A 25,670-nucleotide genomic window follows, 5' to 3' on the forward strand; every position below is an offset into this window, starting at 1 on the left:
CGCGAAGCCTGTCCTCATTGGCCATGGCCGGGCCCTTCCACGGAGGTCCTCAGGGGGGACGTCATCGATCGGTTGTCGATCAAGGCGAAGATCTCCTCGTCCGAGGCGGACACGATCTCCTCGGCGGCCCCGCCGGAACCGGGCCGCCCGGCCTCCTGGCCGGCGCCGAGCCTGGTCAGGGCGCTGCGCAGGATGGCGACCAGGCTGCGGCGGACGGCGTCCGCCTGGCCGTTGGCGGCCAGCAGCGCCGCCTCGGCCTGGTCCACCGCGGCGCGCAGGGCGTCCTCGGGCGAGGGCCCGTCCGGAGCCAGCGACTGGAACAGGTAGTCGGCGAGCGAGGTGACGGTGGGGTGGTCGAAGACGAGCGTGGCGGGCAGCCGCAGCCCGGTGTCCGCGCCGAGCCGGTTGCGCAGCTCGACGGCGGTCAGGGAGTCGAAGCCCAGCTCGTTGAAGACGCGGTCCACCTCCACCTGGTCGGGGCTGGAGTGGGCGAGCACGGCGGCCACGTGCCCGCGCACGAGCTGGGTCAGGTGGGCGCGGCCGTCCGCCTCGGTCATCCCGGCCAGCAGCTCGGTCGGCCCAGGCCCGGCGGTGGCGGCCGGTGCCGTCCTGGCCTGCGGCGCGGCCCGGCGCGGGGCCCGGACCAGGCCCGTCAGCACGGGCGGCAGGTCGCCCCGCTCGGCGCGGGCGCGCAGCCCGGCGTTGTCCCATCGGGCGGCGACCATGAGCGGGTCGGGGGTGGTGAGTGCGGCGTCGAAGAGGGCCAGGCCCTGGTCGGCGGTGAGGGGGGCGATGCCGGCGCGGGCCAGGCGGGCGAGGTCTGCCTGGTCGAGGGTGCCGGTCATGGCGGAGGCGGTGTCCCACAGACCCCAGGCGACGGAGACCGCGGGCAGGCCGAGGGCGTGGCGGTGTTCGGCGAGGGCGTCGAGGAAGGCGTTCGCGGCGGCGTAGTTGCCCTGGCCGGCGTTGCCCAGGACGCCCGCCACCGAGGAGAACAGCACGAACATCGACAGCGGCCGATCGGAGGTCAGCTCGTGCAGGTGCCAGGCGGCGTCGCCCTTCGGTGCCAGGACGGACGCGATCCGGTCCGGGGTGAGGTCCTGTACCAGGGCGTCGTCCAGGACTCCGGCGGCGTGGACGACGCCGGACAGGCCGGGGGCCGCGTCCAGAACGGCGCGCAGGGCCTCACGGTCGGCGACGTCACAGGCGGTGACGGTGACATGCGCGCCCAGCTTCTCCAGCTCGGCGGTCAGCTCGGCCGCGCCGGGAGCGCCGGGGCCGCTGCGGGACAGCAGGATCAGGTCCCGCACGCCATGCCGTTCCACCAGGTGCCGCGCCACCAGCGCGCCGAGACCGCCGGTGCCGCCGGTGACCAGCACCGTGCCGGTCAGCTCCGGGACGGCCTCGTCGGTGGCGTCGCGGCGGGCCAGCCGGGGCGCTCGCAGCGTGCCGTCCGGGGCCGCGAGCTGCGACTCGCCCGCCGCGACGGCCGCGGCCAGCCGCTCCCAGGCGGAGAAGCCCTCCGGCAGCTCGGCCAGCGCGAACCTGCCCGGCTGCTCCGACTGCGCCGATCGCACCAGGCCCCGTACCGCCGCGCCGGCCAGGTCGCCGGGGCGGGTGACGAGGACCAGCCGCGAGCCGGCGAACCGCTCGTCGCCGAGCCACCCCTGCACCAGGTCGAGCGCCTGGCCGAGGCCGTCGTGGGCGGCGTACGGGAGGTCGTCCTGGTCGCCCCGCAGCGGGGCGAGGACCAGGCCGGGGGTCTCGCCGGCGGTCATGTCGGCCAGGGAGGCGAGATCGTAGTAGCGCGGGGCCGTGACGCCGGACGCCGGCATCTCCGCCTCGATCTCGTCGGCGAGCTCGTCGTACCCGACCACCGCCCAGCGCTGCGCGGGTGCGGCGGGGGCGGGCGCCTCGGCCCACTCGACCGCGTACGCCGGGGTCGAGGCGGCGGGGCGGGCGGCGTTCCTGGCCGTCCTGCGCAGGGCGAGCGTGTCGATCCCGGCGATCCACTCCCCCGTGCCGTCGAAGAGGGCCAGCGCGATCCGGTCCTCGCCGCGGTCGTCCAGGCGGACGCGCAGCTCCTCGGCGCCGAGCGCGGCCACCCGTACGCCGCTCCACGAGAACGGCAGCAGCAGGGCGTCGTCCGTCGCGTCCGCCTCACCGACGGCGAGGTGGAGCGCGGCGTCCAGCAGCGCGGGGTGCAGGGTGAAGCGGGCCGCGTCGGCGCGGGCCGGCTCGGGCAGCGCGACCTCGGCGTAGGCGGCGCCGTCCGCGCCGCGCCAGGCGGCCCGCAGGCCGCGGAAGGCGGGGCCGTACCCGTAGCCGCGGGCGGCGAGCCGTTCGTAGAGGTCGTCGGGGTCGAGCTCGGCGCCCTCGGGCGGCCAGGACGTCAGGCGTTCCCGCTCCTGTGCGGTCGCGGGGGCGGTGGCGAGCAGGCCGTGCGCGTGGCGGGTCCAGGGGTCGTCGTCCGTACGGCGGGCGTGCACGCCCAGCGGGCGGCGGCCGTGCTCGTCCGGGCCGCCCACCGTCACCTGGAGGTGGGTGGCGCCGGTGGCCGGGAGGACCAGCGGGGCCTCCAGCGTCAGGTCCTCGACCAGGTCGCAGCCCGTACGGGAGGCCGCCTCCAGCGCCAGCTCGGCGAAGGCCGTGCCGGGCAGCAGCACGACGCCGTCCACGGCGTGGTCGGCCAGCCACGGGGTGGCGGCGAGCGACAGGCGGCCGGTCAGCAGGAAGCCGCCGTCGACGGCCAGCGGGACGGCCTGGTCGAGCAGCGGGTGCCTGGACGAGGCCGCGTCGGCGTCCAGCCAGTGACGGCTGCGCTGGAAGGCGTACGTCGGTGGCTGCGTCCGCGGACGCGGCCCGCCACCCAGCACGGCCGCCCACTCCACCGGTGCGCCCTGCACCCACGCCTGAGCCAGCGACACCAGCAACCGCCCCGGACCACCCTCACCCCGGCGCAGCGACCCGCACACCCCCGCCGCCACACCGGCGTCCCCGCAGATCTCCCCCACATCCCCCACCAGCACCGGATGCGGACTCACCTCCACGAACACCGGCCACCGCACCGACCCCGCAGCCACCCGCACCGCCGCGTCGAACCGCACCCGCCGGCACAAGTTGTCCACCCAATACCGGCCCGACAACTCCTCCCCCGCCACCAGCCCACCCGTCACCGACGAACAGAACCCCACCCGGCCAGGCCCCGACCCCACCCGCTCCAGAGCCGCGTCCAGCTCCCCCTCCAGAGCACGCATGTGCGGCGTGTGCGAGGCGTAATCCACCGCGATCCGCCGCACCCGCACCCCATCGAAAACAGCAGAACCGGCCAGCTCCTCCAATGCGGCGGCCTCCCCCGCCACCACACACCCCGACGGACCCGACTCCACCGCCACCCACAACCGGCCCCCCCACCCAGAAGCCAGCAACTCCTCCGCGCGGGACGCCGGCACATCCAACGCCGCCATCCCCCCAGAACCCGCCACCCGCTCCAACGCCCGGCTCCGCACCACCACCACCCGAGCCGCGTCCTCCAACGACAACGCCCCCGCCACACACGCCGCCGCGATCTCCCCCTGCGACTGACCCACCACCACCTGCGGCACCACCCCAGCCGCAGCCCACACCTCCGCCAACGACACCATCACCGCCCACAACACCGGCTGCACCACCGCCGAACCCACCAACTCCGGCGCCCCCGCCTCACCACGCAACACCCCACCCGCCGACCACCCCGTCAACGGCACCAGCACCCGATCACACCGCTCCAACGCCGCCGCGAACACCGCACACGACCCCGCCAGCTCGACCGCCATCCCCGCCCACTGCGACCCCTGACCCGGAAACACCAGCACCGGTCCGGTCTCGCCCGGGGCCACGCCCGTGAGGACCGACGGGTGAGGGCGGGCGGCGGCCACCGCTTCCAGGCCGGCCAGCAGCTCGTCCCGTCCGGAGGCCACGACCACGGCCCGGTGCGCGAGCCGCGCCCGGCGCGCGAGCTCGCGGCCCGCCGCACCCAGCTCCTCCTCCGCCACCGACGCCGCGTACTCACGCAACCGCGCCGCCTGCGCCCGCAACGCCGGCCCACTCCTGCCCGACACCACCCACACCAGCACCGGCCCGCCCGAGACCAGCGGCTCCCCCACAACCGCCTCGACCTCGACCTCCGGAGCGCTCTCCACGATCACGTGCGCGTTCGTGCCACTCACCCCGAAACTCGACACCCCCGCACGAGCCCGCCCCACCAGCTCCACAGACTCGGTCAGCAACCGCACCCCACCCGCCGACCAATCCACATGCGGCGTCGGCTCCGTGACGTGCAACGTCCTCGGCAGCACACCGTGCCGCAACGCCATCACCATCTTGATCACACCCGCCACCCCGGCAGCCGCCTGCGTATGCCCGAGGTTCGACTTCAGGGATCCGAGCCAGAGGGGCCGGTCGGCCGGGCGTTCCCGGCCGTACGCGGCGATGACGGCCTCGGCCTCGATGGGGTCGCCGAGCCGGGTGCCGGTGCCGTGGGCCTCCACCGCGTCCACGTCGGCGGCCGAGAGCCGGGCGTCGGCGAGGGCGTCCCTGATGACCTCCTGCTGTGCCTGGCCGCTGGGGGCGGTGAGGCCGTTGCTGGCCCCGTCCTGGTTGATCGCGCCGCCCCTGATGACGGCGAGTACCGGGTGGTTGCGGCGGCGGGCGTCGGACAGGCGCTCCAGGAGCAGGACGCCGGCGCCCTCGGCCCAGCCGGTGCCGTCCGCGCCGGCGGAGAACGCCTTGCACCGGCCGTCCGCGGCCAGGCCGCCCTGCCTGCTGAACTCCACGAACATGCCCGGGTTCGCCATGACCGTCACGCCGCCGGCCAGCGCCATCGAGCACTCGCCGCGCCGCAGCGCCTGCGTCGCGAGCACGATGGAGACCAGCGAGGACGAGCACGCGGTGTCCGTCGTGATGGCGGGGCCGCGCAGGCCCAGCGTGTACGCGACGCGGCCGGAGACGACGCTGAGCGCGGTGCCGGTGAGCAGATGGCCGTCGGCGGCGCCGGTGGGCTGGTGCAGTCGGGGGCCGTAGTCGGGGGCCATGGCGCCGACGTACACGCCGGTGGGTGAGCCGCGCAGCTCGGCGGGGTCGATCCCGGCCCGTTCCAGGGCTTCCCAGCAGATCTCCAGCAGCAGCCGCTGCTGCGGGTCCATGGCGGCGGCCTCGCGGGGGCTGATGCCGAAGAACGCGGCGTCGAACAGGTCGGCGTCGTGGACGAAGCCGCCGTGGCGGGTGTCGCTGGTGCCGGCGCGGTCCGGGCCGGCGGCGAGGAGCGCGTCGAGGTCCCAGCCGCGGTTGGCGGGGAAGTCGCCGATGGCGTCGGTGCCGGTCATGACCAGCCGCCACAGGTCCTCGGGGGACGACACCTGGCCGGGGTAGCGGCAGCCGATGCCGATCACGGCGATCCGGTCGTCGTCGGTCGCCAGGTCGCCGACGGTCGCGGCCGGTTCCTCGGCGGACGCGGCCCCCTTCGCAGGCTCCTCCTCGGTGCCGGCGGGCCCGTCGAGGGCGGTGAGCCGGGTGTGGAGGTGGTCGGTGAGGCGTTCGGGGGTCGGGTGGTCGAACAGCAGGCCGGTCGGGAGGCGCAGCCCGGTCGCCGCGCGCAGCCGGTCGCGCAGCTCGACGGCCGCCGCCGACTCCAGTCCCAGGTCCTTGAACGTACGGCCGGGCGGCACCTCGGCGGCGTCCGCGTAGCCGAGCAGGCGGGCGGTGCTGTCGAGGACGAGACGGCGCAGGTCCTCGCGGGAGCGGCCGGGCGACGCCACGGCCTCGGGCTCCGCCGTCACGGGCGGCTCGACGCCCTGGCGGGGGCGCGGGAGGGACCGCGGAGTGTGGCGGCGGCGCTGGAACGGGTACGTCGGCAGGTCCACGAGCCGCGCCCCCGGGCAGAGCCCCGCCCAGTCCACCGGCGCGCCGGAGACGTAGGCGTGGGCCAGCGAGCGCGCGACCCGTCCTGGCCCGCCGTCGTCGCGGCGCAGGGTGCCGATCGCGGTGACGTCCCCGCCGGCCGCCTCCGCGGTCTCCTCCACGCCCGCGACCAGCACCGGGTGCGGGCTGCACTCGACGAACAGCTCGCAGCGCGCGCCGAGCGCCGTGCCCACGGCCTCGGCGAAGCGCACGGGGTGGCGCAGGCTGCGGTACCAGTAGCCGGCGTCGAGGCCGGCGGTGTCCATCGGCTCGCCGGTCAGGGTGGAGACGAACGTCGTGGCGCAGCTCATGGGCCGGATGGGGGCGAGGGCGGCGAGGACCTCGTCGCGTACCTGCTCGACCTCGGGCGAGTGGGAGGCGTAGTTCACCGGAATGATCTTGGTGGGGTGGCCGTCGAGCCGGGCGGCGAGCGCGGCCAGGGCGTCGTGCGGGCCGGACGTCACGACGGCGCGCGGCCCGTTGACGGCGGCGACGTGCACGGCGAGCCCGGCGGCGGCCTCCTCGACCACGCTGAGTGGGGCGGCGACGGACATCATGCCGCCACGGCCGGCGATGCCCGCGATGGCGCGGCTGCGCAGCGCGACGACCCGGGCGGCGTCCGGCAGGGAGAGCGCGCCGGCCACGGCGGCGGCGGCGATCTCGCCCTGGCTGTGGCCCACGACGACGGCGGGCTCGACGCCGTGCGCGCGCCACAGCTCGGCGAGGCCGACCATGACGGCCCAGAGGGCGGGCTGGACGACGTCCACTCGGTCGAGACCGGGGGCGCCGGGGCGTTCGCTCAGCACTTCGAGGAGGGAGAAGCCGGTGAACGGGGCGAGCGCGTCGGCGCACTCGGCGACGCGGGCGGCGAACACCGGCGAGGCGGACAGCAGGTCGCGGGCCATGCCCGGCCACTGCGAGCCCTGCCCGGGGAAGACGAACGCCGTCCTGCCGTCGCCCGTGGCGGTCCCGGTGACGAGGTCGTCGTGCGCGCGGCCCTCGGCCAGGGCGCGCAGGGCGGCCTGGCGCGTGTCGCGGTCCTGGGCGAGGACGACGGCGCGGCGTTCGAAGGCGGAGCGGGTGGCGGCGAGGCTGAGCGCGACGTCGCCGGGGTCGGTCGCGGGGTCGGCGGCCGTCGCCACGAGCCGTCCGGCCTGCTCCCGCAGCGCCTCGTCGGCGCGCGCGGACACCGCCCACGGCGCCCCTGCGCCGCCACCCACGCCGGAGGAGGCGGGCGGCTCGGAGGAGGGCGGCTCGGAGGAGGGCGGGGGGCCCGTGAGGAGGAGGTGGCAGTTCGTGCCGCCCATGCCGAAGGAGCTGACCCCGGCGACGACGGGTGCGGCGTCGCCCGGCCAGGGGCGGAGGGTCCGTACGACGTCGAGGCGCAGGTCGTCCAGGGGGATCTCGGCCGGCGGCGTGGTGAAGTGGAGGCTGGGCGGCAGCTCGCGGTGCTTGAGCGCGAGCACCACCTTCAGCAGCCCGGCGATGCCCGCCGCGCCCTCCAGGTGGCCGATGTTGGTCTTGACGGAGCCCACGAGCAGGGGGTCGCCCGCGGGGCGGGACGTGCCGTAGGCGGCGCCCAGGGCGGCGGCCTCCACCGGGTCGCCGACCTTGGTGCCGGTGCCGTGCAGCTCGACGTAGCGCACCTGGCCGGGCCGGACCCCGGCGCGGTCGCAGGCGAGCGCGATGACCTCCTGCTGCGCGCGGGCGCTCGGCACGGTGAGACCGTCGCCGCCGCCGTCGTTGTTGACCGCGCCGCCGAGGATCACCGCGTGCACCGGGTCGCCGTCGGCGAGCGCGTCCGCGAGCCGTCTGAGCACGACCAGCGCGCCGCCCTCGCCACGTACGTAGCCGTTGGCGCGCTCGTCGAAGACGTGGCAGCGGCCGTCGGGCGAGAGCGCGCCGAAGTTGCCGATGGCGGTGGTGGTCTCGGGCAGCAGGTTCAGGTTGACGCCGCCGGCCAGGGCGAGGTCGCTCTCGCCGCGGCGCAGGCTCTCGGCGGCCATCCAGACGGCCACCAGCGACGACGACTGGCCGGTGTCGAGGGTGAGGCTGGGGCCGCGCAGGCCCAGCACGTACGACACCCGGTTGGCGATCATGGCCCGGTTCGCGCCCGTGTAGGCGTGCCGCCCGAGCCCGCCGAGGCCGAGCCGGTCCTGCAAAGCCGCGTAGTCGTTGGAGATGGCGCCGAGGAAGACCGCGGCGGCGCTGCCGCGCAGCGTGGCGGGCACGGCGCGGGCGCTCTCCAGCGCCTCCCAGGCGAGTTCGAGCGCGAGCCGCTGGTGCGGGTCCATGACGGCGGCCTCGTTGGGCGAGATGCCGAAGAAGGCGGCGTCGAAGCCGTCCACGTCGTCCAGGAACCCGCCGCGCGGGTAGGCGGCGCCGGGTTCGCGGCGGCCTTCGGGCGCCTCGGTGACCGCGTCCACGCCGTCCTTCAGCAGTCTCCAGAACCGCCCGGGATCGGCGGCCCGCGGGAGCCGGCACGCCATGCCGACGACCGCGACGGCCACCGGCTCGTCCTGAACGGCCCGCTGCGTCGACTCACCAGCCATCAATGCGCCACCTCAAAGCCTCGGGAATCGTCGGTGTACGACGCCGACGGTTTTTGTCCGGACGGCCGCGTGTGAATTACTCGACAGCCGTGGAGTTCGCGGCTATTACATGGACAGTGCGACTTTAAGGTGGCCGTCCGGCCCGGCACACGCCCGCGCCATCGGCATGAAGTTGCCGCCATTAGTGGCCATCGGCCCGCCGCCGTGACGGCCTTGACCCCGGGCATTCGCGTCCGCGATGAATGACGGACGGAAAAGGCTCGCGGAGGGGGGACGGCATGCCCGTCGAGGCGCGGCTCAGCAACGGCCAGCTGTTCAGCTGGCGGGAGATCGAGCGGTATCCGCGTGACTGGCTGGCCGAGGCCAACCTGCCCAGCACCTGGGACCTGCGCGGGACCTCGATGGAGCAGGTCATGCGGGCGCTGCGGCGGGTGGTGGACCGGCACGAGGCGCTGCGGACGACGTACCACGTGGCCGGCGGGACGCCGGTGCAGCGCGTGCACGAGACGGTCGAGCCGCCGGTCCTGCACGACGACCGGGTGGTGACCGATCCGTCCGAGCACGAGCGGACCAAGGCCGAGCAGCTGGCGATCCCGTTCGCGATGGAGGACGACCTCAACTGGCGGGCGCGGCTGGTCAGCACGGACGGCGTGCCGCTCTACATGACGCTGACGTTCTCGCACCTCATCGTGGACGTGTGGTCGATCCACCACATCCAGGACCAGTTCAAGGCGCTGCTGGCCGACCCCGGGGCGACCGCGGTGACCGGGCCGGCGCCGCGCGAGGTCGGGCGGCGGCAGCGGGAGGAGTCCTGGCGGCCCCGGCAGGAGAGCTCGGAGCGCTACTGGCGCGGCGTGCTGGAGCAGGGGCTGACGGACGCCCTGCCCACGCTGCCGGCCAGGGTGAAGCGCGACCGGCTGGAGCTGACGCTGCACTCGCGCGCCCTCGGCGGGTACGCGGCCGAGGCCGGCCGCATGCACGGCGTGACGGCCCCGGCGGTGCTGATGGCGTTCGTGGCCGCGGGCCTGGCCCGGCACCTGGGCACCGACCGGGTGACGCTGAGCCTGATGTCGTCCAACCGGTTCGCGCCCGAGGACCAGCACAACGTGGGCACCATGAACCAGCTCATCCCGTTCGTCGCCGGCGTGGACCTGCGCGCCACGCTCGCCGAGCACGTCAGGCGGCTGCACTGGGCGAGCGCCAGGGCCTACCGGCACTCCTGCTACGACATCGACCGGATCGCGGCCATGGCGGCGGGGCTGGGCGAGCGGCCGGGGCACGACTGCTGGGTGAACCACCTGTTCCGGGCCTGGTTCAACTACATCCAGGTGGACCGCGCGCCGAGCGACCCGCGCGACCCCGCCCCGGCCGAGCTGGCCTGGACGCCGCTGGCCCAGCAGTACGGGCAGGCGTTCCGGGTCCGCGTGGAGGTGCGCGGCGGCCGGACCAGCGTGCTCATGCTGGCCGATCCCGAGGTGCTGCCCGCCGAGGCGATGACCGACGTCATGCGTACGGTGGCGGCCGGGACGCGGCTCGCCGTGACCGATCCTGGGCGGGCGCTGAAGGACCTGTGGGGCGCGGGCGCCACCCCGCCGCCCGAGCTGTTCCCGTCCGAGCCGCCGCCGGCGTGACCGCGCCGGGGGCGCCTCGCCTCGCATCGTGGAGAGACCCATGGAACGCACGCTCTACCGGTGGTTCGCGGACTCGGCCGCCCGGCACGGCGGCCGGGTCGCGCTGGAGGTGGGCGGAGACCGGCACACCTACGCCGAGCTGGACGCGCTGTCCCTGCGGCTGGCCGCGGAGGTCGCCCGCGCCTGCGGGGGGCCGCCGTCCCGGGTGGGCCTGTACGCGGCGCACGGCGTGCTCGCCTACGCCGGGTACCTCGCGGTGCAGCGGCTCGGCGCGACCGTCGTCCCGCTGAACCCGGCCGCGCCGCCCGCCCGCAACCGGGCGGTCGCCGCGGCGGCCGGGCTGGACCTGGTGCTGGCCGACGGGCCGCCGCCCCCCGGCGCGCTGCCGGCCGCGACGCCGGTGGTGCGCGCCGACCGGGCCCGCGGCGGTCCCCCGGTCGCGCCAGGAAGCGGGCCCGAGGACCTGGACGCGGCCGCGTACGTGTTGTTCACCAGCGGCTCGACCGGCGTGCCGAAGGGTGTGCCGGTGCGGCACCGCAGCGTGGACGCCTACCTCTCGCACGTGATCCCCCGCTACGGGCTGGGGCCGGGCTGCCGCCTGTCGCAGACCTTCGACCTGACCTTCGACCTGTCGGTGTTCGACATGTTCGCGGCCTGGGGCAGCGGGGCGACGCTCGTCGTGCCGGGGCCGTACGACCTGCTCAAGCCGGTCGCGTACGTGACCCGCGAGCGGCTGACGCACTGGTTCAGCGTGCCGTCGGTGGTGTCGCTGGCCATGCGGCTGCGCCGGCTGACGCCGGGCGCGATGCCGTCGCTGCGCTGGAGCCTGTTCTGCGGGGAGCCGCTGACGCTGCGGCAGGCGGAGGCGTGGCGGGCCGCCGCGCCGGGAAGCGTGCTGGAGAACCTGTACGGGCCGACGGAGGTCACGATCAGCTGCACCCAGTACCGGCTGCCCGCCGACCCGGCCGCCTGGCCGCGGACGCCGAACGGGACGGTGCCGATCGGGCTGCCGTACCCCGGGGTGGAGCACGTGGTGCTGGACGCCTCCGGGCGGCCCGTGGAGGGCGGCGCGGCGGGCGAGCTGTGCCTGCGCGGCGTGCAGCGCTTCCCCGGCTACACGGACCCCGGCGTGAACGCGGGCCGCTTCGCGCACCCGGACGGCTCACCGGCCGCGCCCTCCCCAGGGAAGCCGTGCGTGCCGCCTGAGCTGTGGTACCGGACCGGCGACCGGGTCGCCTGGCACGACGGGCTGCTGGTGCACCTCGGCCGGCTGGACCAGCAGGTGAAGATCTCCGGGCACCGGGTGGAGCTGGGCGAGGTGGAGGCGGCCCTGCGGGGGCAGCCGGGCGTGCACGAGGCGGTGGTGCTCGCGCTGCCCGGCGCGGACGGCGAGCCGCGGCTGGTCGCGGCCTGCACCGGCGCGGGGCTGGAGCCGCCGGCGCTGGTGCGCGGGGTGGCCGGGGTCCTGCCCGGGTACATGGTGCCGCGCTCGGTCACCGTCCTCGACGCCCTGCCACTGAACGCCAACGGCAAGATCGACCGCCGCGCCACCGCCGCCGCCCTGGCCCTCTGACCGCCCCGCCGGTCGTCAGCGGAGCGGGGGCCACACGTTGGCGAGGGTCTGCCAGAGCGAGCCGACCGTCGCGAACGTCGACTCGTTCAGCAGCTCGTCCGGCAGCTCGATCCCGTACGCGTCCTCGACCTCCACCAGCAGCCGCACGACCCCCATCGAGTCGAGCCCGAGCGCCCCCAGCTCGTCGTGGGCGGCCAGCTCGCCGGAATCGGCGTACGGCAAATGCGAGCGCAAAATGCTCTGAAAACCACTGGGTATATCCAGCATGGCGCGGACCCCCATCTCATGGAATCAACCCTTGTGTCAAAAGGCTGCCGAAATAAGGGGTCGCCGGTCAATCGGCGCCCGCTGACAGGTTGTGCCACGCCGAACCGGCCATCGCGCGCCCGTTGCCCCGCGGCCGGGAAAGGCCAATTCTCAGGGTATTCGAACCGCGCGAACCGTGCCGGGGTGACGTCCTGATGAAATCCGCGAGCCTGTGCTGGGGGCAGCGCTACATGTGGCTGCGCGTCCATCAGCTCCCGCCTGAGCACCAGCACGAGACGCACGTCGTGCTCCGGTTCCAGGTGCCCGGCGGGCTGAGCGTCGCCCAGTGCCGGGCGATGCTCACCCATCTCGCCCGCAGGCACGAGATCCTGCGGACGACGTACCGGCTGGAGCCCGAGCCGGCGCAGCGGGTGGAGCCGCCCGGCCCGCTGCCGGTGACCGTGGCCACCACGGAGCGGGACGGCACCCCCGGCCCCGCGGACGTCGTGGACGAGCTCGGCCGCCGGCCGTTCGACCTGGGCGGCGAGTGGCCGGTGCGGGCCTGCCTCATCACCTCGGGCGGCGTGCCGAAGCAGTGCGTGCTGGTCTTCAACCACCTCGCGGTGGACGCCTGGACGCTGGACGAGATCAAGCGCGAGCTGCGCACGCAGGCCGCGGGGCTCGCCTCCCGCCGCCCGGCGGCGCTGGCCCCGGTCCGCCACCAGCCGTCGGACCTGGCCCGTCACGAGGCGTCGGCGGACGCGGCCATCGTCGCGGCCCGGTCCATGGCGTACTGGCAGGAGGGGGTGGCGCGGCTGCCGCGCGACCCGTTCGCGCGGCGGCGCAGGCCCGCCGAGGGGGCGGGGCACGCCACGCTGGTCTCGCCCGCGCTCCTCGCGGCCGGGCGGCGGGTGGCGGCCAGGCACGGGGTGTGGCCGTCGCTGGTGACGGTGGCGGCGTACGCGGCGATGACGGCTCTCTACACCGGGCAGCGGGTCGTGGGGTGCAGGGTGTTCGCGGGCAACCGGGAGGCGCATCCGTACCCGGACGTGCTGACCTGCATGTTCTCCCCGATGCTGGTGACCGTCGACGCCTCCGGCGACCCGCCGTTCCGCGAGCTCGTACGGCGGCTGGCGGACGGCTTCGAGCGGGCCAGGGAGCACGCGTACGTGCCCTACGACAAGGTCGTCGAGATGATCTCCAGGGAGGGCTCGCGGCGCGGCGGCGAGGTGCGCCTGGGCTCGGAGGTCAACTTCATCAAGCAGCGCACCAAGGAGTACGGCGGGCGCCGCACCGCCTTCACCTGGAACCCGGAGCCGGTGTCGTGGGCGCGCTGCGAGCTGGACACGTACCTGCGGATCGACGAGTGGCGTGACGCCGTCTCGCTGTCGCTGCACGCCGCCGCGGCGGTGATGGGCCGCGAGGACGTCGAGTGGTTCCTGCGCGGCATGGAGGCCCTGGTCCTCGCCGAGGACCGCGCCGACGACAGCGCCGACGACAGCGCCGGCGCACGGGCCGGAGACAGCGCCGGCGCACGGGCCGGAGACAGCGCCGGCGCACGGGCCGGAGGCGGCGCCGGCGCACGGGCGGGGGACCGCGCCGGCGTGCGGGCCGCCGTCGCCGCTGGGCCGCCCCCGCTCGCCCCTCCCCCGCAGCCCCGGTCCCCCCAGCCCCCGCCCGCCGAGCCCCCGCCGGACCCCGCCGCGACGGACCCCGCCGTGACGGACGCCGCCGTGACGGACGCCGCCGTGACGGACGCCGCGGTGGCGGCGCTCGCCGAGGCCGTGCGGGAGACGCACGGCCTGCCCCACGTCGACCCGTCCGACAGCTACGTCCTCGCCGGCGGCCTGGCCCTGCGCGTCCCGCGGGTGCTGGCCCTCCTGCGCGAGCGCGGCTGGGAGGGCCTGACACTGCACCAGCTCACCGGGCCCGCGCCGCTGGGCGCGCTGGCCGCCCGGCTGGCTCCCGGCCCGCGTACTCCGTCCACCCAGATCCCTAGCAGTTCGGAGTGAAAAGCGACATGAACCACACCCTCACCGGCCAGGTGGCCAAGAGCCGCCGCCTGGTCGCCTCGGAGCAGGAGCTGCGCCAGGCGATCGCCCGCGAACTGCCCGCCGCCGGCCTCGGCGACCTGGTGGTCATGGGCGGCCACTTCATGCTGTTCGAGGACCCGTCGTCGGGCCGGCTGACGCCGGGCGTGATCGAGGAGCAGCCGGACGAGACCATGCGCGGCCGCATCGCCGGCCGGGTCGGGATCTTCCCCGGCTACACCTGGCGGATGTCGATCGGGCTGCTCGGCGAGTACGCGGCGGCGGGCGCGGACGTCCGGCTGCTGCTGCTGATCAACGACTGGCAGTACGTGCCCACGGGCGGCCGCCCGGCCTCCGAGCTGCGGGCGGAGTTCTTCGCCGGGCTGAGCGCGCTGCCCCCCTCGTACGAGGAGGCGCTGCGCGAGGCGGGCCTGTCGCAGGAGAGCGTGCTGCCGAGCAGGAAGCATCCTCTCGCCTTCCCGGAGACGTGGCTGAAGTACCGCTTCCAGAAGGCCGCCGACCGTTTAGTCAAGGAGGGCCGGCTGGAGAAGCGTTACCTCGACTCGGGGCCGCGCGACACGGAGGTGGCGTTCCTGGACGGCGACGGCAACTATCGCACGCTCATCAGCTGCGGCGTCACCGGCTGCGCGGGCGAGATCACGGAGATGGTGTCGGAGGTGTACCGGGCGGGGCACCGCAACCTGCTGATCTTCGCGCCGGGCGAGTGCCTGATGCCGGTGGAGACGGGCGTGGACATCGCGCTCAGCCTGTACGACCTGCCCGGCATGCGGGTGGTGATCGCCGACCCCGGCGGCAGCGGCGAGATGTCGGCCGAGGAGATCTACGGCAACCTCGTCACCGTCAGCACGTTCCGGCGGTGACCCCGATGAAGGTCATCTACCTGGACGGCTGCGCCACCACCCGCGTGGACGACGAGGTCGTGGACGCCATGCTGCCGTTCCTGCGGGAGGAGTTCGGCAACCCGTCGTCGCCGCACATGCTGGGCAAGCGGGCCCGCCGCGCCGTGGACGAGGCGGCCGCGTCGGTGGCCCGGCTGATCGGCGCCGACCCCGAGGACGTGGTGTTCACCTCGGGCGCGACGGAGGGCAACAACATCGCGCTGCTGGGCGTGTTCGGCCATGACGAGCGGGCCCCGGTGAACGGCTTCTTCTGCCCGATCGACCACAAGTCGTCGCTGGCGGTCGGGCAGGCGCTGGCCGCGCGGGGCCTGGACGCGCGGACGGCGCGGGTGCGGCCGAGCGGTCAGGTGGACCTCGACGACCTGGCCGCGCGGCTGGACCCGTACACGCGGGTGGTGACGGCCGCCTGGGTGAACAGCGAGATCGGCGTGGTGCAGCCGGTCGCGGCGATGGCGGGCCTGTGTGCCGCCGTGGGGTCGCTGCTGCACGTGGACGCGGCGCAGGCGGCGGGCCGCATCCCGATCAGGGTGCGGGAGGCGGGCGCCGACACGCTGTCGCTGTCGGCGCACAAGATCCACGGGCCGAAGGGCGTCGGCGCGCTGTACGTGCGGCCGGAGATCCGCCACCGGCTGCGCCCGGTCATGTACGGCGGCGGGCAGCACGCGCTGCGCAGCGGCACGATCCCCACGCATCTCGTGGTCGGCATGGGCAAGGCGTGCGAGCTGGCCGCGGCCCGGCTCGACGCCGAGTGGCGGCGGGTGAGGGAGCTGCGCGCGACGGCGCTGGGCGTGCTGGCGGCCGGCGTGCCGGGCCTGCGGGTCAACGGCGACCCGGACGCGAGCGTGCCGCACGTGCTGAACGTGGTGCTGCCGGGCGTGCGCGGCGAGAGCCTGGTCTCCAGCCTGCGGACGGTCGCGGTGTCCACCGGCTCGGCGTGCAACTCCGGCTCGCAGGAGCCGTCGTACGTGCTGACGGCGATCGGCGTCCCCGCCGAGGACGCCAACTGCTCGGTGCGGATCTGCCTGGACGCCGGGATCAGCTTCGCGGACCTGGCGCTCGGCGTCGAGCTGCTGGTGGAGCGGGCCCGCGCCCTGGCCGGCGTGACGACGGCCGCCACGCCGGCACAGGGCTGAGCCGCGCGGGGCGGCTCAGCCCGCCCCCAGGAAGGTCCTGGCCGCCTGGACGCCGGCCTGGAAGCGGCTGGTGGCGTCGAGGTCGCGCATCATCGTCGCGATGTGGCGGCGGCAGCTCCGCACGGACATGCCGAGCTTGCGCGCCACCACCTCGTCGGTGTAGCCCTTGGCCATCAGCGAGGCGATGGACTGCTGCAGGTCGTCGGCCACGCCCGCGTAGCCGAAGTCGATGCCCTCCAGCGGCGTCGCCATCTCCCACAGGTGGTTGAACAGGTCCAGGAAGAACTGCGCGATCCCCTGGTTGTGCACCCTGGCCACGTTGGCCTCGGCGTCGCCGACGCCGAACAGCACGACCAGCGACCGGTCGAAGACGATCGCCGACCGGGGCACGTGGCTGACGGTGTAGATGATCGCGCCGGCGTCGGTGAGGCGCTTCATCCGCATCCGGGTGGCCACGTCGGCCCGGTTGCGGTGCTGGCAGATGATGCGCACGGTCACGCCGCGCGCGACCAGCCCGACATAGGTGTCCGACAGTTCCTCGACCACGCCGCCGGCCTGCAGCACCAGCACCTCCTCGCGGCAGCCGTCGGAGGCGGTCTTGAGGAAGCCGCGCACCTCCATCGTGCCGGTCAGGTACTCGACGGTGCTGCGTCCGTCGCCGTCGCCGCCCTGGCGGGGCTCGAACAGGGTGATGCGCTCGCGGATCTGGTCGATCAGCTCGCGGCGGCGGTAGATCTCGCGCTCCAGGTGCCGCACCGCCTGGCGCAGCTCGCCGGTTCCCATGCCGAGGTCGGCGGCGGCCGCCTCGATGGCCCCGATCGTCTCGGACTCGCCCTCTCCTGCGGGCGGCCCGCCCGCGTACGACGTCGTCAACGTCATGGTCGTGCCTCCTGCTGTCTGTTCCCGAACTGCTCGGCCACCGAGATCACGTACTGGCCGTAGGCGGACGAGCCGAGCGCGACGCCGAGCCGGTGGCAGTCCTCGGCGCCGATGTAGCCCATCCGCAGGGCGATCTCCTCCAGGCAGGCGATCCGGACGCCCTGCCGCTGCTCCAGGAGCTGGACGTACTGCCCGGCCTGCAGCAGGGACTCCGGCGTCCCCGCGTCGAGCCAGGCGAAGCCGCGGCCGAGGTGGACCATGCGCGCCTTGCCGCGTTCCAGGTAGGCCCGGTTGACGTCGCTGATCTCCAGCTCGCCGCGGCCGGACGGGGCGAGGTTCTTGGCGATGTCGACGGCGTCGTTGTCGTAGAGGTAGAGGCCGACGACGGCGAGGTTGGAGCGGGGGGCGGCGGGCTTCTCCTCGATGGACAGCAGCCGCCCTGCGGCGTCGGCCTCGGCGATGCCGTAGCGGTGGGGGTCGCTGACCGGGTAGCCGAACAGCACGCAGCCGTCGACGGCGTGGCACGCCTGCCGCAGCAGCTCCTGGAAGTTGTGTCCGTGGAAGACGTTGTCGCCGAGGACGAGCGCGACGGAGTCGTCGCCGATGTGGTCGGCGCCGATGACGAGGGCCTCGGCGATGCCGTTCGGCTCGGGCTGCTCGGCGTAGGAGATGGCGAGGCCCAGGTGGGAGCCGTCGCCGAGGAGGCGCTGGAGCTGGGGGGCGTCCTCGGGCGTGGTGACGAGCAGGATGTCGGTGATCCCGGCCAGCATGAGGACCGACAGCGGGAAGTAGATCAGCGGCTTGTCGTTGACCGGCAGGAGCTGCTTGGAGACCGCCAGCGTGGTGGGCAGCAGCCTCGTGCCCCTCCCGCCGGCGAGCAGGATGCCCTTCATGGCGTCCCCGTCCTTTCCTAGTGGGCGCTCAGCGCGCGGCGGCGGAACAGGGTCAGCGCGGCGCCGAGCAGCAGGGCGGCCATCCCGGCCAGCACGGCGAGCTGGGGCAGGATCTCGCCCGGCCCGGTGCCCGGCTGGGCGAGGGTGAGCAGCGCGTCCATGCCCCAGGCGTGCGGGAAGAGGTGGCCGAGCGCGTTGATGACGTCGCCGGACGACTCACGCGGCCACAGGCAGCCGCCGAGCATGCCGAGGATCACGCCGAGCGGCGGCCCGATGGCGGGCGCCTGGTCGGGGGTGCGCAGCAGCGTGCCGACCAGCAGCGCGGCTCCCGTCGCGACGAGCGAGAACGCCACCACGACGGCCGTCACGCCGAGCGGGTCGCCCCACGAGACGCCGAACGCCGCGGCGCTGACCACGACGATGAGCCCGGCCTGGGCGAGCGCCACGAGGAAGCGGCTCAGCGCCTCGCCGAGCAGCACGGACGCCCGGCGCACGGGCGCCGTGAGCGCGCGCTGCAGCAGGCCGAGCCGGCGGCTCTCGACGAGCGCGGCGGCCACGGCCATCGAGTTGATGAAGGTGAACAGCAGCAGGTTCGCGGGGGCGGTGTAGGCGAAGCCGCGCGGGTCGGCGGCTCCGGCGGCCGAGCCGGTCACGGCGACCCGGCCGGACTCCGCCTGGGCGCGGCGTACCAGGGCGGCGGCCTCGGCGGGGCTCGCGCCGGCGGCCTCGGCGGCGCGGGTGGCCTCGCGGACGGCGGCGACCCTGCCCACGGCGACGTCGACGGCGCTGCGGGCGGCCATGCCGCTGCCGTTGGTCTGGGTGACGACGAGGCCGAGCCGGGTGGAGCCGGGCGGGATCACCAGGCCGGCGGCGAGGGCGCCGGAGCGCACGCCCGAGCGCAGCTCCGCCGCCGAGCCGGCCAGGGTGACCTCCAGGTCGGGACGGGCGCGCAGCTCGGCCAGCAGCGCGGCGGTGACGGCGTCGGAGCCGGGGGCGACGACGCCGACCGGCAGCCGGTCGGCGGCGTCGCCGATGGCCATGCCGACGAAGACGATGGAGACGAACGGCATGACGACCATGAAGAACAGGCCCACCCGGTCGCGGGCGTGCCGCCGCAGGTTGGCGGCCACCAGCGCGAGCACGGGGCGGGGGACGCCGGGGCGGTCAGGAGCCGTCACAGCAGCATTCCCTTCTTCAGCCCGGCCACGGCGAGCCCGCCCGCGACCAGCGCGATCGCGCACAGGACGGCGATCGGCCCGGCCACGGCGGCGAGGCCGGCGCCGCCGCCGGCCAGTTCGGTGAGCGCGGTCGAGGTCCAGCCGTTGGGGGTGAGCAGGGCCGCGGCCTGGAGCACGCCGGGCAGGTTGTGCATCGGCACGAGGCTGCCGCCGAGGAAAGCCGCCACGAACGACACCACCATGATCACGCCGTCGGCCTGCGCGTCGGTGCGGACGCGGGAGGTCACCAGCATGGTGATCGCCGCCGCGGCCAGGACGTGGGCGACCAGCACCGCGAGCACGGCCGGCGGGTCGCCCCAGGTGGCGCCGGAGACGAGGACGGAGGCGGCCCAGGTGACGCAGACGCTCACCAGGGCCAGCGCGAAGCCGACCACGGCCTTGCCGGCGAACGGCACCCACACGGCGAGCGGCCCGGCCCGCATCCGGTCCAGCGTGCCGAGCTTGCGCTCGGTCAGCAGGCCGCGGAAGGAGGCGCCGACGACGAAGAAGGCGAACAGGGCGGCCATCCCGGAGCCGTAGTAGACCGCCAGGTCCACCTTGCCGCCGGCGAGGGGGTCGTCGTCGAGGGTGAGCGCCGGGCCGGCCGCGCCGTTGCGCTCCACCAGCTCCTTCACCTCGTCGCCGGGTACCCCGGCGAGCAGCGCCGCGCGGACGGCGAGGGTGCGCGCGTCCACCAGGGCGGAGATGCGGTCCACGATGGCGCGGGCGACCACGCCGGCGAGGGGCGAGCGCGGCGAGGTGAGCACGTCGAGCCGGCCTCCCTCGCCCGCGCCGACGCTGCCGCTGAACCCGGCGGGGAAGACGACGGCCGAGCCGATCTCGTCGGCCTCCAGGGCGCGCGCCGCCGCGTCCCTGCTGGGCAGGTCGCGCAGCGTCACGCTGCCCTTGAGCTCGGCCGAGCCGGCCACCTCGCGGCGCACGCTCGCGGGGAACTCGCCGCCGTCCAGGTCCACGATGCCGACGGTCGCCTTCAGCGGCGGGTCGTCGCCGCCGAGCGCGACGCCGAACAGCGCGGCCAGCGCGACCGGCACGACGACCGCGATGACCAGGGCGGTGCCGTCGCGCAGGCGGGTGCGCAGTTCGAGCGCGGCCACCGTGAGGAGCGGGGTGAAGGGGGTTCGTCTCATGGTCAGTCCCGCAGACTGCTGCCGGTGAGGTGCAGGAACGTGGCCTCCAGGTCGGGTTCGACGACCCGGGTGGCGGTCACGGTGGCGCAGCCGTCCACGGCGGTGATGAGGGAGGGCAGCAGCCGCCGCCCGCCGTCGGTGATCAGCCGGATGGACGTGCCGCCGGTCCGCGCCCCCTCGATGACGCCCTCGACGGCGCGGAGCTTGGCGAGGGCGGTGGCGATGTCGCCGTCGAGCGACAGCTCCACCTTGTCGTGGCCGCCGACCAGGGCGATGAGCTCCTCGCGGGTGCCGTCGGCGATGACCCGGCCGTGGTCGATGATGGCGACGCGGTCGCAGACCCGTTCGACCTCCTCCATGTAGTGGGAGGTGTAGAGGAGCGACATGCCGCCGGCGACCAGGCGTTCGACGCCTTCGAGTATGGCGTTGCGGCTCTGCGGGTCGACGCCGACGGTGGGCTCGTCCAGGATCAGCACCTCGGGGCGGTGCAGCAGCGCGGCGCCGATGTTGACGCGCCTGCGCATGCCGCCCGAGTACGTCCCGAGCTTGCTGTCGGCCCGCCCGGTCAGGCCGATCAGGTCGAGCACCTCCTCGATGCGGCCGGGCAGCTCCCTGCGCGGCAGGCCGAAGAGACGGCCGAAGAAGCGCAGGTTCTCGCGGCCGGTCAGCTCCGGGTAGAGGGCGACCTCCTGGGGGACGTAGCCGAGCCTGGCCTTGGCCCGCATCGGGTCGGCGGCGAGGTCCACGCCGCAGACGGTCACGTGGCCGGCGTCCGGGCGCAGCAGCCCCACGAGCATGGCGATCGTGGTGGTCTTGCCCGCGCCGTTGGGGCCGAGCAGCCCGTACGCCTGGCCGGGCGCGACGGCGAGGCCGACGTCCTGGACGGCGGTGAGGTCGCCGTAGCGTTTGGTGAGGCCCCGGCAGGCCAGGGCGGGGGCCGTCATCGCCGCCATCCGGGGCTCTCGGGCGGGTCGCCCTTGCCGGCGGTGTTGGCGGCGAAGCACTGGCGGGCGAGGTCCGCGCCGAGCTGGTGGTCGAGGGGCGTGTTGCCGTGGACGCGGTTCCACAGGACGTGGGTGTCGAGGACGTCGTCGCCGCCCCAGTCCTTGGAGGAGCCGAGGACGAAGCCGGCGCCCATGACGGACTCGCCGCTGGGGTGGTTGCCGTGGATGTGGTTGTCGACGACGGCGACCCGGTGGGTGCCGATGAGCGCGAGGCCGACGCCGGAGATCGGCGGCCCGGCCGCGCCCAGCCCGTCCGGCTCCGCGCCGGCGGCCAGGCAGTTGCCGTGCAGGTCGTTGCCGGCCACCAGGCAGTCGGTGACGCCGCCCGGCGGCTCGCCCTCGTAGACCTGGTTGAGCAGGAGCATGCCGATGGCGTTGCCGTGGCAGGCGTTGCGGACGGCCCGGACGCCCGAGGAGTTGTCGACGAACAGGCCGAAGGCGTTGCCGTGCAGGTCGTTGCCCTCGACGAGGTGGTCGGACAGGGGGCAGAAGCTGAGGGCGGCGCCGGCGTACCGGCTGCCGTGGGCCCGGCAGGCGGTGATCCGGCAGGCGGCCGACTCGCGCAGGTAGACGCCCCAGACGGCGTTGTCCTCGGCGGCCACGTCGTGGACGGTGACGCGGGCGGCCGAGTGGGCGTAGACGCCCGCCCCGGAGAAGCCGCGCACGGCGAGCCCTTCCACGCGGACGTCGGCGACGCCGGGGCCGTGGACGGTGACGCCGCTGACGACCTCCGGGCCGGCGTCGTGCAGGCGCGGCACGTCCGCGGGCAGGCCGCCGGACGGGCCTGGCGCGAGGACGGTCCGGCCGGGGCCGGCGCCGGCGAGGGTCACGCCGGGGTGGCGGATCCAGACCGCGCCGGGGTGCACGCCCTCGGCCAGTTCGACGCGCGCGCCCGGCCCGGCCTCGTCCAGCGCCCGCTGGACCGGCTCGCCGGGAGCCACGGTCACGGTCCCCGTCACGGTCACGGTCATGACGCGCTCCTCTCTTCGCCAAGGGCTTGCTCGACGTACACGATCGCGAGGGAGACGAACAGGCCGCCGCCCTCGCCCCAGCGGGCGGCGCCGGCCGCCGTGCCGGGGCCGAGCCGTTCGCGGGCGGCGCGGGCGCTGGCGCCGCGTACGGCGTAGGAGGCGCCGGTGCTCAGCCGCACCCCCGTGGAGGCGGCGAGCTCGCCCGCGGCCTCCTCCATGAGCCGGCCGGCCCAGCCGCGCGGCGGGGCGGCGAGCGCCTCGAAGTCGTGCCAGGTGAAGCCGGGCGGGCGCAGCCCGACGGCCTTGATCAGGCTCTCCTTGACGGAGAAGGCGGCCGGGCCGGGGCCGCGGTCGCGTTCGGCGGGGGTGGTGAGGCGGCGGGTGAGTATCGTCCCGCCGCGGGCCGCCGCGCGGGCCAGCCGGTCGCTCTCCACGATGTCCACCCCGACGAGGACGGCGCTGACGAGGACGGCGCTCATACCGGCGCTCCCGCGCACCGGGCGACGAAGCCGCGCAGCGCGGCCGTGTACTCCTCGGCCCGCTCGACCATGGGGATGTGGCCGCTGTCCTCGACGACCAGGACCTCGTGCCGCGGGTACGCCGACAGCAGCTCCAGCCACGGCCCTACCGGCGTCATACGGTCGTGGCGTCCCCAGACGAAGGACGCCGGGCAGCTCACCCGTTCCAGCGCCGCCCTGACCTGGTAGCGGCGGGTGGCCTTGAGGCTGCGGGCCATGCTGACCATCGCCTCCGGCCGCCGCAGCAGCGCTCCGGCCTCCGCCATGCGCTCGGGCGCGAAGTGGCTGCGTCCGCTGTGGAAGAGGGCGGCGACCATGCGCTCGCCGAAGTCGTCGCCGAACGGCCGGACGCTGCCCCGCCGGTCGAAGCTCAGCCCCACGTCGGGGTCGGCGGTCAGGCCGGGCGCGCCGCTGACCACGATGCCGCGCACCCGGTCGGGGCGGCGGCCGGCCAGGTCGATGGCGACGAGGCCGCCGAGCGAGTTGGCGCAGATCACGGCCTCGCCGACGCCCGCCCGGTCGCAGGCGCGCAGGAAGGCGTCGCCGAGGCGTTCGACGGAGCCGGCGACCTGGCGGTCGAGGGCGCAGACGGCCTCGTTGGTGCGCAGCACCGGCAGGCCGTCGGCGGCGAGCGCGTGGAAGGGGTGGTCCCAGATCCAGCCGCCGGCGAACAGCGCGGACATGAACACCACGGCCGGCCTGCCGTCGCCGGGCAGGTGCTCGGCGGTGAACTCGTGCATCGGGTCTCCAGTCACAGGGTCGGTACGGCGGCGGGGGTCCAGCCGCAGCCGCAGGCCGCGTCGGTCCGCACGGTGGCGGCGCAGCCGGGGCAGCGGGCGTAGTCGCGGGCGCTGACGGGACGCCAGACGCTGGTGTGGACGCGCTCGCACAGGCCGGATTTGAAGAAGCGGCGCATGGCCCGCTGGTGCGGCCGGGCGTGGACGGCGCGGACCGACTCCAGCCGGTCGTAGGCGCTCAGGGTGTACTTGCGGTCGCCGAGGTCGAAGGTGGTGAGGCCGAGGAAGCCGCGGGCGGCGCGCAGCGACTTGACGATCTCGACGCTGAGCAGGTCCACCTCGGCGGCCTCGGCGTCGTCGCGGACCTCCAGCCAGGTCAGGACGAGCGCGCCGGGGCGTTCGGTGCGGGCGCTGCCGGCGCGGGCGCTGACGCCGAACTCGCGGACCTCGTCGGCGGCGGGCACGAACCGCGCGGTGTAGCCCAGCGACTCGGCCAGCGCCAGCCGGTCGTAGGAGCGGCGTACGTGCGCGCCACGTCCGTCGACGGTGACCAGGTCGGTGCCGGAGACCTCGGCCCGGCCGCCGGTGGCGGGCATGCCCAGGTAGGGCTCGCGGTGGTCGGCGCGCAGCGTCCAGCCGAGCACGGCGGCGTCGGCGTCGCCCACGAGGTGGCCCGTCTCGAAGCCGGGGCCGCGGAAGCGGGCCAGCGTGGCGGCGGCGTGGGCGGCGAGGGCCGGCCCGGAGAGCACGCCGCCGGAGTCGGGGTCGGCGTAGCTCGCGGCGGTGGCGGCCACCGCCTCGGGGTCGCCGTCGCACCAGGCACGCAGGTGGTCCTGGGCGAGTTTGCGGGCGTCGCCGGTCATCTTCGCTCCGGCGGGGGCGTCGCCTGTCATGCCTGGTCCTCCGGCGGGGGCGTCACTGGTCATCGCTGCTCCTCCGGCTGGGCGTCCAGCGCCACGGCGAGGGCGCGTTCGGCGGTGTGGCTGAGCGAGAGGCGGATGTGCTCCCCCGCTCCGGCGAGGCCGGACAGCTCGCCGGTCAGGCGGACGGCGGGCGGGTGGCCGTCCAGGCAGGCCGCGTCGGCGCGGCAGGCGCGGGTGGGGCGCGGCAGCACCTCGACCTGGCCGAGGCGGCGCGGGGTGGCGGGCAGGCCGAGCAGGCGCAGCACGGCCCGCTTGCCGGCCAGCCGGCCCGCCCAGTGCTGCAGGGTGCGGCCCCGGGCGGAGCGGACCCGTTCCGCGGGGGTGAAGACCTCCTCCAGCCGGGCGCCGCCGGGCAGGTCGGCGAGCAGGTCGGCGGGGCGGTCGAGCCCGGCGTGGCGGACGACGGCGCTGCCCCAGCGCCCCGCCTGCCCGCTCACGCGGCCACCGCCTTGGCCAGGCGGCGCAGCGTGGCGGGGTCGGACATGCTCAGGCAGCGGGCCTCGGCCCGGCGCGACAGGCCGGTGAGCACCTTGCTGTCGCCCACCTCGACGCCGGAGGCGAAGGCGTCGACGGCGGCGACCGTACGGGTCCACAGCACCCGGCCGGTGAGCTGGCCGATCAGGGCCTCGCGCAGCGTGGCGACGTCGGTGGTGGGCTCGCCGGTGACGTTGGGGACGACGGGCACGCGCGGCTCGCGCATCGCCGCGGCGCGCACCGCCGCCGCCCAGCCGGGCAGGGCGGGGGCCATGAGCGGCGAGTGGAAGGCGTTGCCGACCTGGAGCGGGACGACCTTGCTCGCGTCGGTGGCGAGCGCGGTCAACCGGTCGAGCGCGTACGGGGAGCCGGAGACGACCACGTGGCCGGGGGCGTTCTCCAGGGCCACCACGACGGGCTCGCCGGGGGCGCCGGCGGCCTCGGCCAGCTCCTCGACCCGCTCGACGGGCAGGCCCATCACGGCCCGCATGCCGCCGCGCTCGCCGACCGCGGCCATGAGCCGGGCCCGCGTCTCGACCAGGCGTACGGTGTCGGCCAGCGCGAGCACGCCGGCCGCGTGCAGCGCGCTCAGCTCGCCCACGCTGTGCCCGGCGACCACGGCGGGCGCGTGGCCCTCCTCGGCGAGGACGGCCAGCGCGGCCAGGTTGCAGGCGGTCACCGCCACCTGGGCGTGCTCGGTGGCCACCAGCCGGTCGAGCGGGCCGCGGGCGCACAGCGGGGAGATCGGGCGGTCCAGCAGCGCGTCCACCAGGTCCAGCCGGTCCCGCGCGACGGGCCGGCGGCGCAGCCAGCCGCCCATCCCGACGCGGACGGTCCCCTGCCCGGGGAAGAGATAGCCGAGCTTCAACGTCACTCCCTTCGCC

At 75.5% G+C, this 25,670-nt stretch carries 18 protein-coding genes; 5 read left to right on the forward strand and 13 right to left on the reverse strand.

Features of this window, described 5'->3' with window-relative positions:
• Positions 1-14: 14 nt before the first annotated feature.
• Positions 15-8,489: a type I polyketide synthase gene (locus Nocox_RS25535; protein WP_219495507.1), complete on the reverse strand. Its 8,475-nt coding sequence runs from the start codon at positions 8,487-8,489 to the stop codon at positions 15-17.
• Between the two features lie 278 nt (positions 8,490-8,767).
• Between Nocox_RS25535 and Nocox_RS25540 the strand changes: the two genes are divergently transcribed.
• Both Nocox_RS25540 and Nocox_RS25545 read left to right on the forward strand, forming a co-directional pair.
• A complete protein-coding gene (locus Nocox_RS25540) occupies positions 8,768-10,120 on the forward strand; it encodes a condensation domain-containing protein (protein ID WP_020547720.1) in 1,353 nt (450 codons plus the stop codon).
• A 40-nt stretch (positions 10,121-10,160) separates the two neighbouring features.
• Positions 10,161-11,693, forward strand: coding sequence for an amino acid adenylation domain-containing protein (locus tag Nocox_RS25545; RefSeq protein ID WP_020547719.1), 1,533 nt, complete (start codon positions 10,161-10,163; stop codon positions 11,691-11,693).
• 15 nt (positions 11,694-11,708) lie between these two features.
• Here the strand turns inward: Nocox_RS25545 and Nocox_RS25550 are convergent, their stop codons facing one another.
• Positions 11,709-11,915 carry a phosphopantetheine-binding protein gene (locus Nocox_RS25550; protein WP_020547718.1) on the reverse strand — a complete coding sequence of 69 codons (207 nt, stop codon included), beginning with the start codon at positions 11,913-11,915 and terminating at the stop codon, positions 11,709-11,711.
• Positions 11,916-12,154: 239 nt separating this feature from the next.
• On the opposite strand from Nocox_RS25550, the gene Nocox_RS25555 reads away from it, so the two are divergent.
• From Nocox_RS25555 to Nocox_RS25565, 3 genes are read left to right on the forward strand one after another with little or no spacing between them, the layout of a single operon-like run.
• Entirely contained in the window at positions 12,155-13,951 is a 1,797-nt protein-coding gene (locus Nocox_RS25555; protein WP_084685981.1) for a condensation domain-containing protein, read from the forward strand.
• An 8-nt stretch (positions 13,952-13,959) separates the two neighbouring features.
• On the forward strand, positions 13,960-14,850 hold the full coding sequence (locus Nocox_RS25560; RefSeq protein WP_020547717.1) for an LPD16 domain-containing protein: 891 nt from the start codon (positions 13,960-13,962) through the stop codon (positions 14,848-14,850).
• 5 nt (positions 14,851-14,855) lie between these two features.
• Positions 14,856-16,022 carry a cysteine desulfurase family protein gene (locus tag Nocox_RS25565; RefSeq protein WP_020547716.1) on the forward strand — a complete coding sequence of 389 codons (1,167 nt, stop codon included), beginning with the start codon at positions 14,856-14,858 and terminating at the stop codon, positions 16,020-16,022.
• Positions 16,023-16,037: 15 nt separating this feature from the next.
• Here Nocox_RS25565 and Nocox_RS25570 read toward each other — a convergent pair whose 3' ends face one another.
• From Nocox_RS25570 to Nocox_RS25620, 11 genes are read right to left on the reverse strand one after another with little or no spacing between them, the layout of a single operon-like run.
• Positions 16,038-16,901 carry a hypothetical protein gene (locus tag Nocox_RS25570; protein WP_020547715.1) on the reverse strand — a complete coding sequence of 288 codons (864 nt, stop codon included), beginning with the start codon at positions 16,899-16,901 and terminating at the stop codon, positions 16,038-16,040.
• Positions 16,898-17,794 carry a glucose-1-phosphate thymidylyltransferase RfbA gene (gene rfbA / locus Nocox_RS25575; protein WP_020547714.1) on the reverse strand — a complete coding sequence of 299 codons (897 nt, stop codon included), beginning with the start codon at positions 17,792-17,794 and terminating at the stop codon, positions 16,898-16,900. Before rfbA ends, Nocox_RS25570 begins: the two co-directional genes overlap by 4 nt.
• A 17-nt stretch (positions 17,795-17,811) precedes the next feature.
• Positions 17,812-18,972, reverse strand: a complete 1,161-nt coding sequence (locus tag Nocox_RS25580; RefSeq protein WP_020547713.1) for an ABC transporter permease — start codon at positions 18,970-18,972, stop codon at positions 17,812-17,814.
• Positions 18,969-20,159, reverse strand: a complete 1,191-nt coding sequence (locus Nocox_RS25585; RefSeq protein ID WP_051112796.1) for an ABC transporter permease — start codon at positions 20,157-20,159, stop codon at positions 18,969-18,971. Before Nocox_RS25585 ends, Nocox_RS25580 begins: the two co-directional genes overlap by 4 nt.
• A 2-nt stretch (positions 20,160-20,161) precedes the next feature.
• Positions 20,162-21,103 carry an ABC transporter ATP-binding protein gene (locus Nocox_RS25590; RefSeq protein ID WP_026215270.1) on the reverse strand — a complete coding sequence of 314 codons (942 nt, stop codon included), beginning with the start codon at positions 21,101-21,103 and terminating at the stop codon, positions 20,162-20,164.
• Positions 21,100-22,134 (reverse strand): right-handed parallel beta-helix repeat-containing protein, encoded by a 1,035-nt coding sequence (locus tag Nocox_RS25595; protein ID WP_020547710.1) that lies wholly within the window; start codon positions 22,132-22,134, stop codon positions 21,100-21,102. Before Nocox_RS25595 ends, Nocox_RS25590 begins: the two co-directional genes overlap by 4 nt.
• Complete coding sequence (locus tag Nocox_RS25600; RefSeq protein ID WP_020547709.1) at positions 22,131-22,613, reverse strand: 4'-phosphopantetheinyl transferase superfamily protein; 483 nt, start codon at positions 22,611-22,613, stop codon at positions 22,131-22,133. Before Nocox_RS25600 ends, Nocox_RS25595 begins: the two co-directional genes overlap by 4 nt.
• Positions 22,610-23,392, reverse strand: coding sequence for an alpha/beta fold hydrolase (locus Nocox_RS25605; RefSeq protein ID WP_020547708.1), 783 nt, complete (start codon positions 23,390-23,392; stop codon positions 22,610-22,612). The genes Nocox_RS25600 and Nocox_RS25605 overlap by 4 nt, the downstream gene beginning before the upstream one ends.
• Positions 23,393-23,403: 11 nt before the next feature.
• A complete protein-coding gene (locus tag Nocox_RS25610) occupies positions 23,404-24,282 on the reverse strand; it encodes an ester cyclase (RefSeq protein WP_020547707.1) in 879 nt (292 codons plus the stop codon).
• Between the two features lie 29 nt (positions 24,283-24,311).
• A complete protein-coding gene (locus Nocox_RS25615; RefSeq protein WP_020547706.1) occupies positions 24,312-24,749 on the reverse strand; it encodes a holo-ACP synthase in 438 nt (145 codons plus the stop codon).
• Complete coding sequence (locus Nocox_RS25620) at positions 24,746-25,654, reverse strand: ACP S-malonyltransferase (RefSeq protein ID WP_020547705.1); 909 nt, start codon at positions 25,652-25,654, stop codon at positions 24,746-24,748. The genes Nocox_RS25615 and Nocox_RS25620 overlap by 4 nt, the downstream gene beginning before the upstream one ends.
• Positions 25,655-25,670 lie beyond the last annotated feature (16 nt).

Source organism: Nonomuraea coxensis DSM 45129 (assembly GCF_019397265.1).
Lineage (GTDB): Bacteria > Actinomycetota > Actinomycetes > Streptosporangiales > Streptosporangiaceae > Nonomuraea > Nonomuraea coxensis.